This window comes from Saccharopolyspora sp. NPDC002578 (assembly GCF_053592695.1).
In genome coordinates, this window is the sequence record NZ_JBSFWJ010000014.1 from 21062 (window position 1) to 36098 (window position 15037).

Genomic DNA, 15037 nt, shown 5'->3' on the forward strand with positions numbered 1-15037 from the left:
CCGCACGGCTGTGCCAAGGTGAGTCGGCTCTGAACGACGAGCCCCGGCAGACCCCGGTCTGCCGGGGTTTCTCGTGTTCCCGACCGGAAAGGAGTGCCCGCAGCCGTGAGCACGCCGAATCCCACCACCGTGCTGATCACCGTGACCGGACAGGACAAGCCGGGAGTCACCTCCGTGCTGTTCGCCGCCCTCACCGCGCACGGGGTGGACATCGTCGACGTCGAACAGGTCGTGATCCACGACCGGCTGGTGCTCGGTGTGCTCGTGTCGACCGACCGGGACCCGGAACACCTGCAGGAAGCCGTGGAGCAGGCGATGGCGACCGTCGGCATGGCCGTGGACGTGCTGATCGGCGCTCCCGACGGCGACCCGGCGAAGCTGGCGCCCACCCACGTGGTCGTCGTGCTGGGACACCCGGTCTCGGCGCGCAGCTTCACCGAGGTCGCGCGCAGGCTGGCCGCGATGAACGTCAACATCGACTCCATCCGCCGCGTCGCCGACTACCCGGTGACGGGACTGGAACTGCAGGTCACCGCCCCCGACTCCACCGAGGAGATGGGCGCGGCGCTGACCTCGGAGATGGGCGAGCTCTCCGCCGGGCTCGGCGTGGACGTGGCCGTCGAACGCGCCGGCCTGACCAGGCGGGCGAAGCGGCTGGTCGTCTTCGACGTGGACTCCACGCTCATCCAGGGCGAGGTCATCGAGATGCTCGCCGCGAAGGCCGGCTGCGAGGACGCCGTCCGCGAGGTCACCGAACGCGCCATGCGCGGCGAACTGGACTTCGCCGAGTCGCTGCGCGAGCGGGTCGCGGTCCTCGAAGGCCTGCCCGCGACGGTGCTCGACGAGGTGGCGGCCGACCTGGAACTCACCCCCGGCGCCCGCACCACGGTGCGCACGCTGCGCAGGCTCGGGTTCCACACCGGCGTCGTCTCCGGCGGCTTCACGCAGATCATCGACCACCTGGTGGCCGAGCTCGGACTCGACTTCAGCGCGGCCAACGAGCTGGAGATCGTCGACGGCAAGCTCACCGGCCGGGTCATCGGCGAGATCGTCGACCGCCCCGGCAAGGCGCACGCGCTGCGGCGGTTCGCCGAGGAGTTCGGGGTGCCCTCCGGGCAGTGCGTCGCCGTGGGCGACGGCGCGAACGACATCGACATGCTCTCCGCGGCCGGGCTCGGCATCGCGTTCAACGCGAAACCCGCGCTGCGCGAGGTCGCCGACACCGCGCTCTCGCACCCGTTCCTGGACGCGATCCTGTTCGTGCTGGGCGTGACGCGCGCCGAAGTGGAGCTCGCCGACGCCGAGGACGGCGTGGTGCGGCGGGTTCCGCTCGAAGCGTGACGCGCAACGTGGCCCCACCCGCGCTCGTTCTCCAGGCGGGCACATCGATCACGACAGGGCAAGGGGCGCGAGCATGACCGGGACCGAACTGGACGAGGTGTCGCTGCGCATCGAAGCGACGCCGGAACAGGTCTGGGACCTGCTCTCCGACATCACCCGGATGCCGGAGTGGAGCCCGAACCTGGCCCGCTGCACGTGGCGCGGACGCGTCCGCGAACCGGTGGCGGGGGCGCGGTTCATCGGGTTCAACAAGCCCGGCATCCCCACGCCGAACGTCGTGGAGCGGGCCGAGCGCGGGCGGGAATTCACCTTCCGCACCACGCTGCACAACACGGTGTGGCGCTACCTGCTCACCGAGGACGGCACCGGCACGCTGGTGACCGAGCAGCGGGACACGTCGCGGACGAAGCACGGGATGCTGGCGCCGCTGTACAAGCTCGTCGGCGGCCGCGAGAAGTTCGCCGAGAACTTCCGCACCGGCATGGAGCAGACCCTCCACCGCCTGAAGACGGCCGCGGAGTCCTAGCCGCGGGGCAGGTTTCGGAGTGAACGGACCGTCCGTCCAATCTCGTTGGACGAACGGTCCGTTCACTCATGCCAGGTGTCCTGCTCGGGCAGCCCTCCTGCGTGCCGCACCGCGCAACGGCACGGCGGTTTCTCGGAGTGAACGGACCGTCCGTCCAATCTCGTTGGGCAGACGGTCCGTTCACCCCGTGTCAGGTGTCCTGCCGAGCCCCGTGTGCGAGCAGCACTGGTACCGGGGCGTGACGGTTCCTGGAGTGAACGGACCGCTTGTCCAATCTGGTTGGGCAGACGGTCCGTTCACTCCGGTGCGTCAGGTCGTCGTCGGGTTCGGGATCGCGGGCAGGTCGACGTGGCCGTTGGAGATGAACGACGGGCGTTGCTCCAGTTCGGTGAACGCCGGGGTCAGGTCCGGGAAGCGGTCGAACAGCGCGGACAACCCGATGCGGGCTTCCAGCCGGGCCAGCTGGGAGCCGACGCAGAAGTGCACCCCGTGGCCGAAGCTGAGGTGCGCCGAATCGGAACGGGCCGGATCGAACAGCTCCCCGTCGGGGTAGTGCGCGGCGTGCCGGTTCGCCGCCAGCAGCCCGGCCACGATCGCCTCGCCCGCCCGGATCGCGTCGCCGCCGGGCAGTGCGATCTCCTCGACGGCGAAGCGCAGCGGCAGGTTCGCGAGCGGCGGCTGCCAGCGCAACGTCTCCTCGACGACCGCGTCCCAGCTCAGGTCGCCCGCTCGGACCGCGGCCAGGTGCCGGGGCTCGGTGAGCAGCTGCGCGATGGCGTGCCCGAGCAGGTTCACCGTCGTCTCGTGGCCCGCCGAGAACATCAGCATCAAGGTGTCGGTCAGCTCGCCGTCCGACAGGCGAGTCCCATCCTCGTCCCGCATCGCCAGCAGGTCGCTGGTCAGGTCGTCGCCCGGGGTCCGGCGGCGGGCGGCGACGTGGTCGCCGAACAACCGGTACAGGGTCTCCATCCCGGACACCATCTGCTCCGGGGTGGTCGTCGTGCTGAAGAAGGACTCCACCAGGCGGCGCATCTCGTCGAGGGCCGAGCGGTCGGTGATGCCGAGCAGTGAGCTGATCACCGCGACCGGCAACGGGTTCGCGAAGCGCTCGCGCAGGTCCACGGCCACACCCGGCGCGGCGGCGGCCACGTCGTCGAGCAGTTCGGTGGTGATCCGTTCGACGTGCGGCTGCAGCTCGCGGATGCGGCGGGCGGTGAACGCGGGTGCGATGAGAGCTCGGAGCCTGCGGTGCTCGGCGCCGTGCGAGTTGAACATGTTCCGCATCGAGACCCAGGTGTGCAGCGGCCAGTCCGGCGGCAGCTCGCGGTACGCGGGCCAGTGCCGGTGCGGATCCTTGGACACGCGGGGGTCGGCGAACAGGGACCGCAGCACGACCGGGTCGGTGACCAGCCACGCCTCCACCTCGCCGGGTAGCACCACGCGCGTCGCCGGACCTCGCCGGCTGAGGCGGGCCGCCTCGGCGTGCAGGTCGCTCCCGGTGGGGTCGAGCGGGTAGGGGCAGGTGGAAGGGTCCATCGATCGGCTCCGCGGTGTCGTCCTCGCACGTCGTGGATGACGCGAACCCAGCATGGGGCGATCAGGCTCCGCTCGGTGACCGTCGACGGGGTGAAGCTCCGTCGCCGTTCGGACGCATCGGTTCCACGCCCCGGCACGCCTGAACCCGTCCGAAGGCGGTGGACGGCGCCCGGGTGGGCGGGACTTCGCGGAGTGAACGGACCGTTCGTCCAATCCCGTTGGACGAACGGTCCGTTCACTCAGATCGGAGCCCCGCTGGCGGCCCCCGGGTGAGCCCAGATGCGGGTGGCGAGGTTTTCGAGTGAACGGACCGTTTGTCCAGTCACGTTGGTCGAACGGTCCGTTCACTCGGTTCGGAGCCCTGCTGACGGCTCGGGCGATCGGTGTGTTGCGGGGCGAGCGGGTGGTGAGCTTTGTGAGTGAACGGACCGTTTGCCCAGTCGCGTTGGTCGAACGGTCCGTTCACTCCGGTCGGGTGTGAGCGATCCCCTGTGGTCGGGGTGGGGTGGGCGCGGTCGGGGTGGGGATAATCGGGGTGTGTTCGATGCCGCTGTGCTGAATCCCTTGCTGACCCGCTACGCGTCCTGGCTGGCGATGCCGACGGAGCTGACCGCGGACACCTCCGACGAGGATCCGGAGCAGGTCGTGCTGATGCCGATGGTGCTGCGAATCGAGCGCGCCGAGCCGCCGCGCCGCACCGCGCTGCTGGAGGCCGCGGCGTCGGCGGCGCTCGCGGTGTGCCTGGACGAGCGGGCCAAGCCCGGCGGTGAGTGGCACGAGCCGGTGCACCACTGGATCTCGGGCCGCATCCGCAAGGTGTCGCGGCGGGCGCGGGGCGCGCACTGGGCGGCGGTGCAGGAGTTGCCGGGGCGCACGGTGGAGGTGGACGGAGCCGAGGTGCGGGCGTTCCTGCCGTCGCGGGTCGCGGACATGCCGAAGGAGCTGACGCGGCTGCAGATCTCCGGCAGCGAGCTCGACGCGGACGAGCCCGGCCCGCCCGCGGTGGGGGAGCCGGTGCTGTGGTTGAACCCGGACGTGGCGATGAGCGCGGGGAAGTCCGCTGCCCAGGTCGGTCACGCCACGATGTTCCTGGCTGCGTTGCTGCACGGCGAGCACCGCGATGACGAGGTGGCGCGGTGGTCGGCGGCGGGGCTGCCGTGCTCGGTCCGGGTGGCCGACGGGGCGACTTGGCGGCGGTTGCTGCCGGGCGAGGACGCGGAGACCGCGTGGCGCCGCCACGGTGTCGCGGCGGTCCGTGACGCGGGTTTCACCGAGATCGATCCCGGCACGGTCACCGTCCTCGCCCAGTGGCCGCGGCCGTCCGCAACGGCCTGAGCGGCGGCGTTCAGGCCGTGGGGTGCGGGCTGCTCGCGCGGCGCGCGTTCAGGACGGCGTCGAGGAGGTCGAGGATCTGCCTGCGGAGTTCGGGCAGGTCGCCCAGCGCTTCGTCCTCGATGGCGACCAGCACTCGTTCGTTGACCGAGGCCAGCAGCGACTGCCATTGCGCGGCGGTGAACTCGGCGTCCGCGGAGTTGCGGGCGAGCATTTCGGCCCACTGCCGGTACGCGTCCCGGCGGCGCCGCATCCCTTCCTGCCCGACGCGGACGATCTCGACGAGCAGCACCCGGGCCAGCTCCGGGTCGTCGAGGACGACGCGCAGGTAGACGTCCATGCCGGTGAGCATCCGGTGCTGCCCGTAGGGCTGGTCGCGGACGGCTTCGCTGATCGCGTCGACCAGTTTCGACGTGGCGGCCTCGTAGGCGTCGAGGAAGCACTCCTGCTTGTCCGCGAAGTGCTCGTAGAACGTGCGCCGCGAGACCTGCGCTTCGCGGACGATGTCGGCGACCTTCGCGCCGTCGTAGCCGTTCGCGGCGACGGCGCGGACCGCGCCGATGCGCAGCTTCCTGCGGTGGTGGTCCCACGCCCCTTCGGCGCGGGGGCCGGGCGGTAGCCGCGGGCCGCGCTCGGGAAACAGCGGGTCGACCTCGGTCATGCCTTCAAAATAGCGCCCCGGCCGCGTCCGATACGCGGCATTCGGGCTCGGTGCGGGCGGGCTCACGCCCGAGGCCGCGCATGAGTCCGCCCGAGAGCGTCTGCGACATCTCGTCGCGAAGGTCTGGCGGCCTGGAAGTCGTCAAGGCCAAGTGCTCTCGGGCGGCTCATCCGGGTGATCCCGGCAACGCCGATGGTCCCGCGGCACGAGGTGGCGGGCCAGGGTCGAAAGTCCCAGTTCAGCGAGCGGATTCGCAGACGACGACCGGGATCGTGCGGTCGGTCCAGGACTGGTACGAGTCGAAATCGGCGTAGAGCTCCAAGAGCTTCGCCCACAGCTCGGCCCGTTCCGGTCCTTCGGCGACCCGTGCCCGCAGCCGCTGCACGTCCTTGCCGATCTGCACCGTGACCTCGGGGTTCGCGGTGATGTTGTGGTACCAGGCGGGATGCTTGGGCAGGCCGCCCTGGGAGGCGACGAGCACCACCCGCTGCCCGTCGCGCAGGTACAGCAGCGGCGTGGTGCGGTCCTGCCCGCTCTTGCGCCCGGTCGTGGTCAGCAGGCAGGTCGGCACCCCGCGCCGCCAGGCGCTGCCGATGCGCCACCGGCCGCCGACGCGCCCGCCGGTGGCGCGGTACGCGCGCACGTGCGCCTGCGACATCACCCGCATCACCTTGGGCACCAGCGGGGAATCGAGCTGCCGCGGTCTGCGCATGGCGAGTCCTCCTGCTCTCGGCCTGGACGGACCGAGCAGGCCCGTCGGTGGCAAGCGGTGCTTTCGGCTGTGCGGCGGGGAGTCCGCGTCCTTGGGTCTCGGCCAAACGCTTGCTAGGGTCATTGAAGCAGCTGCAGCAAGGCGCGTCGATCTCCATCCGGGCTCCGTCCACGCATCGCCGCCGCGGGCTCCGCCGAACCCCGGCGCGGAGAGGAAATTCCTTGCGACACGGCATCGTGCTGTTCACCAGCGATCGCGGGATCACGCCGGGACCGGCCGCGCAGGCGGCCGAGCAGGCCGGTTTCGACACCTTCTACGTCCCCGAGCACACCCACATCCCGATCAAGCGGACGGCCGCGCACCCCGGTACCGGTGGTGCCGACCTGCCGGACGACCGCTACCTGCGCACCTTGGACCCCTGGGTGAGCCTGAGCGCCGCGGCCGCGCTGACCTCGCGGATCCGGCTGGCCACGGCGGTGGCGCTGCCGGTCGAGTCCGATCCGATCACGCTCGCCAAGACGATCGCCTCGCTGGACTGGCTCTCCGGCGGGCGGGTCGTGCTCGGTGCGGGGTTCGGCTGGAACACCGATGAGCTAGCCGACCACCACGTGCCCGCGCACCGGCGGCGGGCCGCGCTGCGCGAGCACCTCGAGGCGATGCGCGCGCTGTGGACCGAGGAAGAGGCCTCCTACTCCGGCGAATTCGTCCACTTCGGACCGTCATGGGCGTTCCCGAAGCCCGCGCGCATCCCCGTCCTGATCGGCGCGGGCGCGGGACCGAAGACGTTCGCCTGGATCGCCGCGCACGCCGACGGCTGGATCACGACGCCCGCCGACACCGACGTGGCCGCGAACGCGGAGCGGTTGCGCGCGGCGTGGACGGGGGCTGGGCGGACCGGCGCACCGGAGATCCACGTGCTGGCGACCCGGAAACCGACGCCGGACCTGCTCGCGGAATGGGCGGGCTGCGGCGTCACCGAAGCGATCTGGGGACTGCCGGACAAGTCCGCAGACGAGGTGCGGGCGTTCCTCCCCCGGCACGCCGAGCGGCTCGGCATCGGCCCTCCGGCACCGGGGGAGTGAGCGTGGTCCGTCAGTCGTCGCCGACGCCGCGGGCCGCGAGCGCCTCGCCCAGCTCGTCGGAGTGGCGCAGGGTGCGGACCAGGAACGGGACCGCGAACGCCGACAGCGACCGCTCGGCGTTGCGGGCGCGCTGCGCCTCGCGGGTCTCCGTCGCGATGCTCGACAGGGCCGCGACGGCCTGCAACGTCAGCCCCACCAGCAGGCCCACCCGCTCCGGGCGGACGCCGACCCGGCGCAGCGGCCCGAGCCCGCGCTCCACCGCGGTGACCAGGTCGTCCACCCGGGTGGTGAGGGTGAACAGGTTGGCGGCGCCGAGTGCGGCGACCAGCCGCAGCGCCACCACCGCGGCCTGGTCCGGACCGAGCATCCACCACTGCAGCATGAAGATCACCGCGAGCAGCGGCAGCAGCAACCGGGAGGCCTGCCAGCACCGGCGCGGCGGGATCCGGGCGAGCGCGTAGCCCGCGACCACGACCGCCGCGACCACGGCCAGCGGCAGCGCCGAACCGAGCAGGAAGATCAGCACCGCGAAGCCGAGCAGCAGCACGAACTTCACCCCGGCAGGCGTCCGGTGCACCGGGCTGGACCCGGGTTCGTACAGGCCGAGGGGGCTCACCCGATCAGCTCCCGGTAGTGCGACAGCGCGGCCTCCGGGACGTCGTCGGCGACGATCCGCCCCTGGTCGAGCACCACGACCCGGTCGAAACCGTCCAGCAGGTGCAGGTCGTGGGTCACCAGCACCACCTGCTGCGGCAGCTCCCGCAGCAGCTCCATGAAGTGGCGCTTGTTGCGCAGGTCCAGCAGCGTCGTCGGCTCGTCGCAGACCAGCACGTCCGGTTCCAGCACCAGCATCGAGCACAGCGCCAGCAGCTGCTTCTGCCCGCCGGAGAGCTGGTGCGCGGGGTGCTCGGCGTAGCCCGCGAGGCCGTGCCGGGCCAGCACCTCGGCGGCCCGGCGTTCCCGCTCGGCTTTCGGGATGCCGTGCCTGCGCAGCGAGAACGCCACGTCCTCACCGGCGGTCGGCATCACGATCTGGCTGTCCGGATTGGTGAACACGAAACCGACGCGCTTGCGCACCGCGCGCCCGTCGCGCGCCGGGTCGAGCCCGTCGACCAGCACCCGGCCGCTCGTCGGCGCCACCAGGCCGTTGATCATGCGGGCCAGCGTGGACTTGCCGGAGCCGTTCGCTCCGACGAACGCCACCCGCTTCTCGCCCAGCCGCAGATCGACGCCCTCCAGCACCGAGTGCTCGCCGTAGGCGTGCGCGATGTTCTCGAACTCGATCAATCCACTCGCTCCCACACCGTCGCCACGCCCAGCCCTCCGCCGGAGGACAAGGCCGCCACCCCGGTGCGCGGCCCGTTCTCGCGCACCATGCGGCTGAACAATCGCACCACCAGGACCGCGCCCGACGCTCCCCAGGGGTGGCCGAGCGCGATGGCGCCGCCGTCCGGGCTCACGACGCGCTCGTCGATGCCTGCCGCGTCCGCGCAGGCCAGCACCTGCCCGGCGAAGGCCTCCGTGAACTCGACGAGCTCCGGAACCGGACGATCCCGCAGCACGTGGCGCAGCGCGGGCACCGCGCCCAGGCCGAGGCGGTTCGGATCGACGCCCGACGTGCGCTCGGCGACCAGGCGCAGCCCCGGCACGCCCAGGCGGCGGCGTTCCCGCTCGGTGGTGAGCAGCACGGCCGCGGCCCCGTCGCTGACGCCGCAGGAGTTCGCGGCGGTCGCGGTGCCGTCGGGGGTGAACGCGGGCCGGAACCGCGCCAGCCGCTGCGGGACGAACCCGCGCCGGGGCCGTTCGTCGCGCCCACCGCCCACGTCGACCAGTTCCGCGTCGAACCGGCCCGCGTCCTGCGCGGCGACCGCGCGGGCGTGGCTGCGCGCCGCGAACTCGTCCTGCCGCTCGCGGGAGATCCCGGCCTCGGCCGCGACCACGTCCGCCGCCGGACCCATGTCCGGATCGCCGAGATCGGCGGGCGCGAACGGGGCGCGCGAGTAGAACCGCGGCGGTTCCCCAGCGGACCGCGGCCGGTGCGCCCGCCACGGCGCGGTCGACGCGCTCTCCACCCCGCCCGCCAGGTAGTGCTCACCGGCGCCGCCGCGCAGCATCGCGGCGGCCGTGAGGATCGAGCTGAGGCCGCTGGCGCACTGCCGGTCCACCGTCATGCCGGGGACGCCGACCCCGAACCCGGCGCGCAACGCCGCCACCCGCGCCGGATTGCCGCCCGGCCCCATCACGTTGCCGAGCAGCACGTCGTCCACCGACTCCAAGCCCGCATCGTGCAGGGCGGCGGTGAGCACGGGCGCGGCGAGCCGTTCCGCGGTCAGGTTCCGCAGCACGCCGCCCACCTCGCCGATGGGGCTGCGCCGAGCGGCGATCACCACCGGGTCGCGATCGTTCACCGCAGCTCCTCCGCGTCGAGAGCGCTCTCGCGCAGCGCCTCGGCGATGTCGGCGCGCGCCGGTTTGCCGGAGCCGGTGCGGGGCAGGGCGGACATCGCGAGCCAGCGCCTCGGCCGCTTCGCGGGTTCCAGGTGGCGCGTCCCGGCGCGCAGCTCGGCGCGCGTCGGCGCGGCGAGCGGGTCAACCTCCAGCACGGCCGTGACCAGCGCGCCGAGCCGCCGGTGCGGCGTGCCCGCCACCACCACGTCCCGCACGCCGCCGCAGGCGCGCAGCGCCGACTCGACCTCTTCGGCGACGACGAGGGAGCCGCCGGTGCTGATCGTGGAACCGGTCCGGCCCAGCACGCTCACCGTGCCGTCCTCGTGGCGCACCGCGCGGTCGCCGACGCTGGACCAGCCCGGTTCCGCCGCGTCGAGCACGCCGCGGCGCAGGTGGCCGACGAAGGTCAGCTCCGAGCGGACCCACAGCACGCCGCCGGTCTCCGCGGGCAGCGAATTCCCCGCCGCGTCCCGGACGTCGACGTCCACCAGCGGGCGCAACCGCGGCGCACCGCGGCGCGCGGCGATCAGCGAATGCTCCGCGGAGCCGTAGTACTCCAGCAGCTCGCAGCCCGGCAGCAGCCGCCGCAGCCGCTGCTCCAGCACGCCGTCCACCCCGGCGCCGCCGCAGACGATCAACCGCAGCGCGCATGCCGCGCGCAGCTCCGGGCGGCGCTCCCACACCGACAGCAGCGCGGCGAGCATCGCCGGAACCAGGTGAACCACGGTGGCGTCCCGGCACTGCTCGGCGGCGGCGGTCGCCGACCACTTCGGCAGCAGCCGCACCTCGCGGTCCTGGTGCAGGGAGTGCAGCGCCCCGAACAGGAACAACGAGGAGCTCAGCGGTCCGGGCACCAGCACCACGTCGTCGCGGCGCAGCACCACGTCCAGCGCCGCGAAGCTCGCCAGCCACGACGCGCGGGTGCGGACCAGCACCTTCGGCGAGCCGCTGCTGCCGGAGGTCGTGGGCAGGTAGAAGTGCGTGCGCTCATCACCGCGGGCCGCGACGGGCTCCGCCTCCGCAGGGGCGCCGGACACGACCGCGCCGGGACTCGCGTCGGCCAGCACCGACTCCGGACGCGACCACTCCGGGTCCACGACCAGCGTCGCCGCGCCCGCCAAGTCCGCGCCCAGCAGCCAGCACAGGCGGTGCACCGGATTCGGCTCGTCCACCGCGATCCGCGCCACCCCGTCCAGCCGCCGCGCGGCGCCGTGCGCGCGGCGCAGCAGCTCCGCGCCGGTGAGCGCGGTCCCCGGCGACGACACCCCCGCCGTGAGCGGGCCGGTGCCCAGGATCGGCGGGATCATTCAGCTCCCGGCCGGGCGGGACGTCGCGACCGGCAGCGCGCGGTGCACAGCCGCCGCCACCAGCGACACCAGCACCAGCTTCACCGCGTCGCCCGGCAGGAACACCAGCGACTGCACCGCGGCGGCACCGAGATCACCCGTGAACGCCGCCCAGTACGGGATGCCCACCAGGTAGTCCACCGCGATGCCCGCGAAGTTCGCCACCAGCAGCAGCGGCAGACCCGGGCGCGGCAGCCCGCGCTGGACGATCAACCCCACCACGACCGCCGACAGCAGCCAGCCCAGCACGAACCCGCCGCTCGGGCCCGCGAACGGGGCGATGCCGCCGCGCCCGCCCGACAGCAGCGGCAGGCCGATCGCCACCAGGGCCAAGAACAGCAGCACCGACGCGCCGGCGCGCCGGGCGCCGAGGATGCTGCCCGCCAGCAGCGGCCCCATGTTCTGCAGCACCACCGGTACCGCGGCGCCCGCGATGAACAGACCGGGGAACAGTCCGAGCACGGCGATGAACGCCGCGAACACCACTGTCCTGGCCAGGTCAGCGGCCGGTTGGGCGGTGCGTTGTCCAGGCACGACGACTCCTCACGCCGATCACGGGTCGATGCGAACGTACCCGGCTCACCACTGGGAACAGAAAAGTTCCGACCACATTGTGGACGCCCCACACCCCGCCCCCGCCCACCCGGAGACCCAGCCCACACCAGCCCCACCCGCGATCGGAGTGAACGGACCGTTCGTCCAATCCCCTTGGACGAACGGTCCGTTCACCCCACGTCGAGCACGGCCTCCGCACCGTCGGCTCCCGCTGCGATCCGGAGGCCGGATTGAGTGAACGGACTGTTCGTCCAATCCCGTTGGACAAGCGGTCCGTTCACTCCGAGAAGCTCCGCCGATCGGTGAGCGCTGCCGGAGTGGGGGCCGGGTTGAGTGAACGGACTGTTCGACCGATGCCGTTGGACAAGCGGTCCGTTCGCTGCGCGAAGCTCCGCGCCGATCAGTGAGCGTGGCCGTGGCCGGTTGAGTGAACGGACTGTTCGTCCAATGTCGTTGGACGAACGGTCCGTTCACTCGCATCGGAGTTCCGTCGCGGTGGGTGCTGCGGTGTGCCGGGGACGGTGGGGTTTTGAGTGAACGGACCGTTTGCCTGATCTCGTTGGTCGAATGGTCCGTTCACTCCGGGGGAGCGAGGCGTGGCGCGGGCAGGGTGGGCGGACCGTTCGTCCAGTGTCGTTGGACGAGCGGTCCGTTCACTCCGGGGAGCGGGCGTCAGGTGGTGGCGTTGAGGCGGGTGAGGGCGCCGCGGACGACCTGCGGGTCGTAGGTGGTCCAGAACGGCGGCAGCGACGCGCGCAGGAATCCGCCGTAGCGGGCGGTGGCCAGCCTCGGGTCGAGCACGGCGATCACGCCGCGGTCGTTCGAGGACCGCAGCAGCCGCCCGGCGCCTTGGGCGAGCAGCAGCGCGGCGTGGGTGCCCGCGACGGTGAGGAAGCCGTTGCCGCCGTGCGCCGACACGGCCTTCTGCCGCGCCGAGGCCAGCGGATCGTCGGGCCGCGGGAACGGGATCCGATCCATGATCACGAGTTGCAGCGACTCGCCGGGCACGTCCACGCCCTGCCACAGCGACAGCGTCCCGAACAGCGAGGTCTCCGGGTCGGCCGCGAACTTGGCGACGAGCTGCGCCGTGTTGTCCTCGCCTTGGCACAGCACGGGGGTCTTGAGCCGTTCCCGCAGTTCCTCCGCGGCCTGCCGCGCGGCGCGCATCGAGGAGAACAGCCCGAGGGTGCGCCCACCGGCGGATTCGACGAGTTCGGTGAGCTCGTCGAGGTATTCCGGCGGCAGCCCGTCCCGTCCCGGCTGCGGCAGGTGCCGGGCGATGTAGAGGATGCCGCTGCGCTGGTGCTCGAACGGTGAGCCGACGTCGAGCCCGGTCCACTTCGGCCCGCCGGTGTCCGACGGGGGTTCCTTGCCGCTGGCCATGTCGGCGGCGGGCGCCGCCTTGCGCTCCGGCGGCAGCCCCCATTGCCGGGCGAGGGTGTCGAAGGAGCCCCCGAGCGCCAGCGTCGCCGAGGTCAGCACCGTGGTGCGCTGCCCGAACAGCCGCTCGCGCAGCAGTCCGCCGACGCCGAGCGGCGCGACCTTCATCGTCGGCGGCCGGTTCGGTTCGCTGCTGATCCACACCACGTCGCGGCGCTGCCCTTCGGGCTCGTCGAACGCGTCGAGCAGCCGCACGGCGTTGTCGTGGAGTTCTTCGGTGAGCGCGAGGGCGAGCTTGCGGGCGCTGCTGCCTTCGGGATCTTCCTTGCGCTCCGGCCCGAGCGCGGTCATGCACGCGGCGGACGCGTCGCGCAGCGCGGTGAGCGAGCCGCCGAGCGCCTGCGGCATCTCCTCGAGCCGTTGCGGGCGGGCGTCCTGGAGGACGAGTTCGATGCCTTCGGCGGCCTCGTCGAGGCGGTCGGCGATGCTCTGGTCGATGGCCCGGCCGCAACGCCGCGCGGCGAGCTTCGCCTGGTTCGCGGACAGCTCCCCGGTGGCGGCGGAGGTGACCCGGTCGACTAGGTCGTGCGCCTCGTCGATCATGACAACGTCGTGCTCGGGCAGCACGGGCCGGTCGTCGAGGGCGTCGATGGCGAGCAGCGCGTGGTTGGTGACGACGACGTCGGCCCGGCCCGCTTCGCCGCGGGCGCGTTCGGCGAAGCAGTCGGTGCCGATGGGGCAGCGGTGCACGCCGAGGCATTCCTTCGCGGTCACCGACAGCTGCCGCCACGCCTGGTCGGTGACACCGGGCACGAGCTCGTCGCGGTCCCCGGTGTCGGTTTCGGTGGACCACTCGCGGATCCGCTTGATCTGGCGTTCCAGCGCGGAAGCGGCGAACGGGTCGAACAGCGCGCCCTCTTCGGGTTCTTCGGGGGCGCCGCCGTGGATCCGGTTGAGGCACAGGTAGTTGCGGCGGCCCTTGAGGATCGCGAACGTCGGCGGCCGTCCGAGCGCGTCGGCGAGCGCCTTCGACAGCCGGGGCAGGTCGCGGTCGACGAGCTGGCGCTGCAGCGCGATGGTCGCCGTGGAGATGACGACGGTGGTCGCTTCGACCACGGCGTGCCGGATGGCGGGCACCAGGTAGGCGAGCGATTTCCCGGTGCCGGTCCCGGCTTGCACCGCGAGGTGCTCACCGGAGCCGATGGAGTGCTCCACGGCCGCCGCCATCCGCGACTGCCCTTCGCGCTCGGAGCCGCCGACGGACCCCACGGCGATCCCGAGCAGCGTCGCCAGGTCGGGGATCTGCTCCGGTGGTTTCGCGGTGATCGGCTCGTCGCGGCGGCGCTTCTTGTCGCCGGGAGCTCCCTTCAGCGCCAGGTCGGCGGCGATCTCAGGGGGGAGCTCGTCGGTCTCGTCGAGCTCGAACACATCCGGATCGGACCACTGCGGAACAGAACCTGGCACGCCCCGGGACGCTACCGCCCACCCCTGTCAACCCCCCGCCCGCATCCCCTGGCGAGTCCGCCCGCGATCGACGACGCGGGGCCGCTCAGACGACGATCGGGGTGCCCGTGGTCGTCACGCCCGCGGCGCGCAGGTCGGTCAGCGCCGACTCGACGGTGGCGCGGGAGACGCCCGCGGTCAGGTCCAGCAGGACCGAGGTGGTGAACCCGGCCTTCGCCGCGTCCAGCGCGGTCGCGCGCACGCAGTGGTCCATGGCGATGCCGACCACGTCGACGTCGGTGACCTCGTGCGCGTTGAGCCACTCCGTGAGGGTGTGCTCGGTGCCGTCGACGCCTTCGAACCCCGAGTAGCCGTCGCTGTACTGGCCCTTGAAGAACACCTCGTGGAGCGGGCCGACCTCCAACCGCGGGTGGAACTCGGCGCCCGCAGTGCCCGCCACGCAGTGCACCGGCCAGGACCGCACGAAATCCGGCTTCGAGCTGAAGTGGGCCCCCGGATCGATGTGGTGGTCGCGCGTCGCCACCACGTGCGCGTAACCGGATTCCGCCACGTGCCGGGAGATCGCCCCCGCCACCTCGGCCCCACCGGCCACGGCCAGCGCGCCGCCCTCGCAGAAGTCGACCTGCACGTCCACGATCACCAGCGCCTTGCGCAC

Annotated in this window: 14 protein-coding genes; 4 read left to right on the forward strand and 10 right to left on the reverse strand. The window is 72.5% G+C overall.

The window, feature by feature from the left end:
• Window positions 1-105 precede the first annotated feature (105 nt).
• Both serB and ACWD38_RS09565 read left to right on the forward strand, forming a co-directional pair.
• Complete coding sequence (serB, locus tag ACWD38_RS09560; protein ID WP_184477218.1) at window positions 106-1341, forward strand: phosphoserine phosphatase SerB; 1236 nt, start codon at window positions 106-108, stop codon at window positions 1339-1341.
• A gap of 73 nt (window positions 1342-1414) precedes the next feature.
• Entirely contained in the window at window positions 1415-1867 is a 453-nt protein-coding gene (locus ACWD38_RS09565; RefSeq protein WP_184477220.1) for an SRPBCC family protein, read from the forward strand.
• Window positions 1868-2176: 309 nt separating this feature from the next.
• Here ACWD38_RS09565 and ACWD38_RS09570 read toward each other — a convergent pair whose 3' ends face one another.
• Window positions 2177-3403: a cytochrome P450 family protein gene (locus ACWD38_RS09570; RefSeq protein ID WP_184477222.1), complete on the reverse strand. Its 1227-nt coding sequence runs from the start codon at window positions 3401-3403 to the stop codon at window positions 2177-2179.
• Between the two features lie 594 nt (window positions 3404-3997).
• Between ACWD38_RS09570 and ACWD38_RS09575 the strand changes: the two genes are divergently transcribed.
• A complete protein-coding gene (locus ACWD38_RS09575; protein WP_184484732.1) occupies window positions 3998-4738 on the forward strand; it encodes an aminoacyl-tRNA hydrolase in 741 nt (246 codons plus the stop codon).
• Window positions 4739-4748: 10 nt separating this feature from the next.
• Here ACWD38_RS09575 and ACWD38_RS09580 read toward each other — a convergent pair whose 3' ends face one another.
• Both ACWD38_RS09580 and ACWD38_RS09585 read right to left on the reverse strand, forming a co-directional pair.
• Window positions 4749-5396: a TetR/AcrR family transcriptional regulator gene (locus ACWD38_RS09580; protein WP_450123842.1), complete on the reverse strand. Its 648-nt coding sequence runs from the start codon at window positions 5394-5396 to the stop codon at window positions 4749-4751.
• Between the two features lie 238 nt (window positions 5397-5634).
• The gene (locus ACWD38_RS09585; RefSeq protein ID WP_450123843.1) at window positions 5635-6108 is read right to left on the reverse strand and encodes a nitroreductase family deazaflavin-dependent oxidoreductase; all 474 of its coding nucleotides are present in this window, start codon (window positions 6106-6108) and stop codon (window positions 5635-5637) included.
• Window positions 6109-6329: 221 nt separating this feature from the next.
• On the opposite strand from ACWD38_RS09585, the gene ACWD38_RS09590 reads away from it, so the two are divergent.
• Window positions 6330-7190 carry an LLM class F420-dependent oxidoreductase gene (locus tag ACWD38_RS09590; protein WP_184477228.1) on the forward strand — a complete coding sequence of 287 codons (861 nt, stop codon included), beginning with the start codon at window positions 6330-6332 and terminating at the stop codon, window positions 7188-7190.
• Window positions 7191-7200: 10 nt separating this feature from the next.
• On the opposite strand, the gene ACWD38_RS09595 is transcribed toward ACWD38_RS09590, so the two are convergent.
• From ACWD38_RS09595 to ACWD38_RS09625, 7 genes are all read right to left on the reverse strand, one after another.
• Window positions 7201-7806, reverse strand: a complete 606-nt coding sequence (locus tag ACWD38_RS09595; RefSeq protein ID WP_450123844.1) for an energy-coupling factor transporter transmembrane component T family protein — start codon at window positions 7804-7806, stop codon at window positions 7201-7203.
• Entirely contained in the window at window positions 7803-8477 is a 675-nt protein-coding gene (locus ACWD38_RS09600) for an energy-coupling factor ABC transporter ATP-binding protein (protein ID WP_450123845.1), read from the reverse strand. Before ACWD38_RS09600 ends, ACWD38_RS09595 begins: the two co-directional genes overlap by 4 nt.
• A complete protein-coding gene (locus ACWD38_RS09605; protein ID WP_343071198.1) occupies window positions 8474-9598 on the reverse strand; it encodes a thiolase family protein in 1125 nt (374 codons plus the stop codon). The genes ACWD38_RS09600 and ACWD38_RS09605 overlap by 4 nt, the downstream gene beginning before the upstream one ends.
• A complete protein-coding gene (locus tag ACWD38_RS09610) occupies window positions 9595-10944 on the reverse strand; it encodes a class I adenylate-forming enzyme family protein (protein ID WP_450123846.1) in 1350 nt (449 codons plus the stop codon). The genes ACWD38_RS09605 and ACWD38_RS09610 overlap by 4 nt, the downstream gene beginning before the upstream one ends.
• A complete protein-coding gene (locus tag ACWD38_RS09615) occupies window positions 10945-11517 on the reverse strand; it encodes a biotin transporter BioY (RefSeq protein WP_450123847.1) in 573 nt (190 codons plus the stop codon).
• A 693-nt stretch (window positions 11518-12210) separates the two neighbouring features.
• Window positions 12211-14382, reverse strand: a complete 2172-nt coding sequence (locus tag ACWD38_RS09620) for an ATP-dependent DNA helicase (protein ID WP_425503518.1) — start codon at window positions 14380-14382, stop codon at window positions 12211-12213.
• An 85-nt stretch (window positions 14383-14467) separates the two neighbouring features.
• Complete coding sequence (locus ACWD38_RS09625; RefSeq protein ID WP_343071684.1) at window positions 14468-15037, reverse strand: isochorismatase family protein; 570 nt, start codon at window positions 15035-15037, stop codon at window positions 14468-14470.

What these genes read in the sequence shown, in the direction of transcription:
- ACWD38_RS09565 (WP_184477220.1), top strand. Translation starts at nt 1,415, where the DNA reads ATGACCGGGACCGAACTGGACGAGGTGTCGCTGCGCATCGAAGCGACG.
- ACWD38_RS09610 (WP_450123846.1), bottom strand. Translation starts at nt 10,944, where the DNA reads ATGATCCCGCCGATCCTGGGCACCGGCCCGCTCACGGCGGGGGTGTCG.
- ACWD38_RS09575 (WP_184484732.1), top strand. Translation starts at nt 3,998, where the DNA reads ATGCCGACGGAGCTGACCGCGGACACCTCCGACGAGGATCCGGAGCAG.
- ACWD38_RS09580 (WP_450123842.1), bottom strand. Translation starts at nt 5,396, where the DNA reads ATGACCGAGGTCGACCCGCTGTTTCCCGAGCGCGGCCCGCGGCTACCG.
- ACWD38_RS09570 (WP_184477222.1), bottom strand. Translation starts at nt 3,403, where the DNA reads ATGGACCCTTCCACCTGCCCCTACCCGCTCGACCCCACCGGGAGCGAC.
- ACWD38_RS09585 (WP_450123843.1), bottom strand. Translation starts at nt 6,108, where the DNA reads ATGCGCAGACCGCGGCAGCTCGATTCCCCGCTGGTGCCCAAGGTGATG.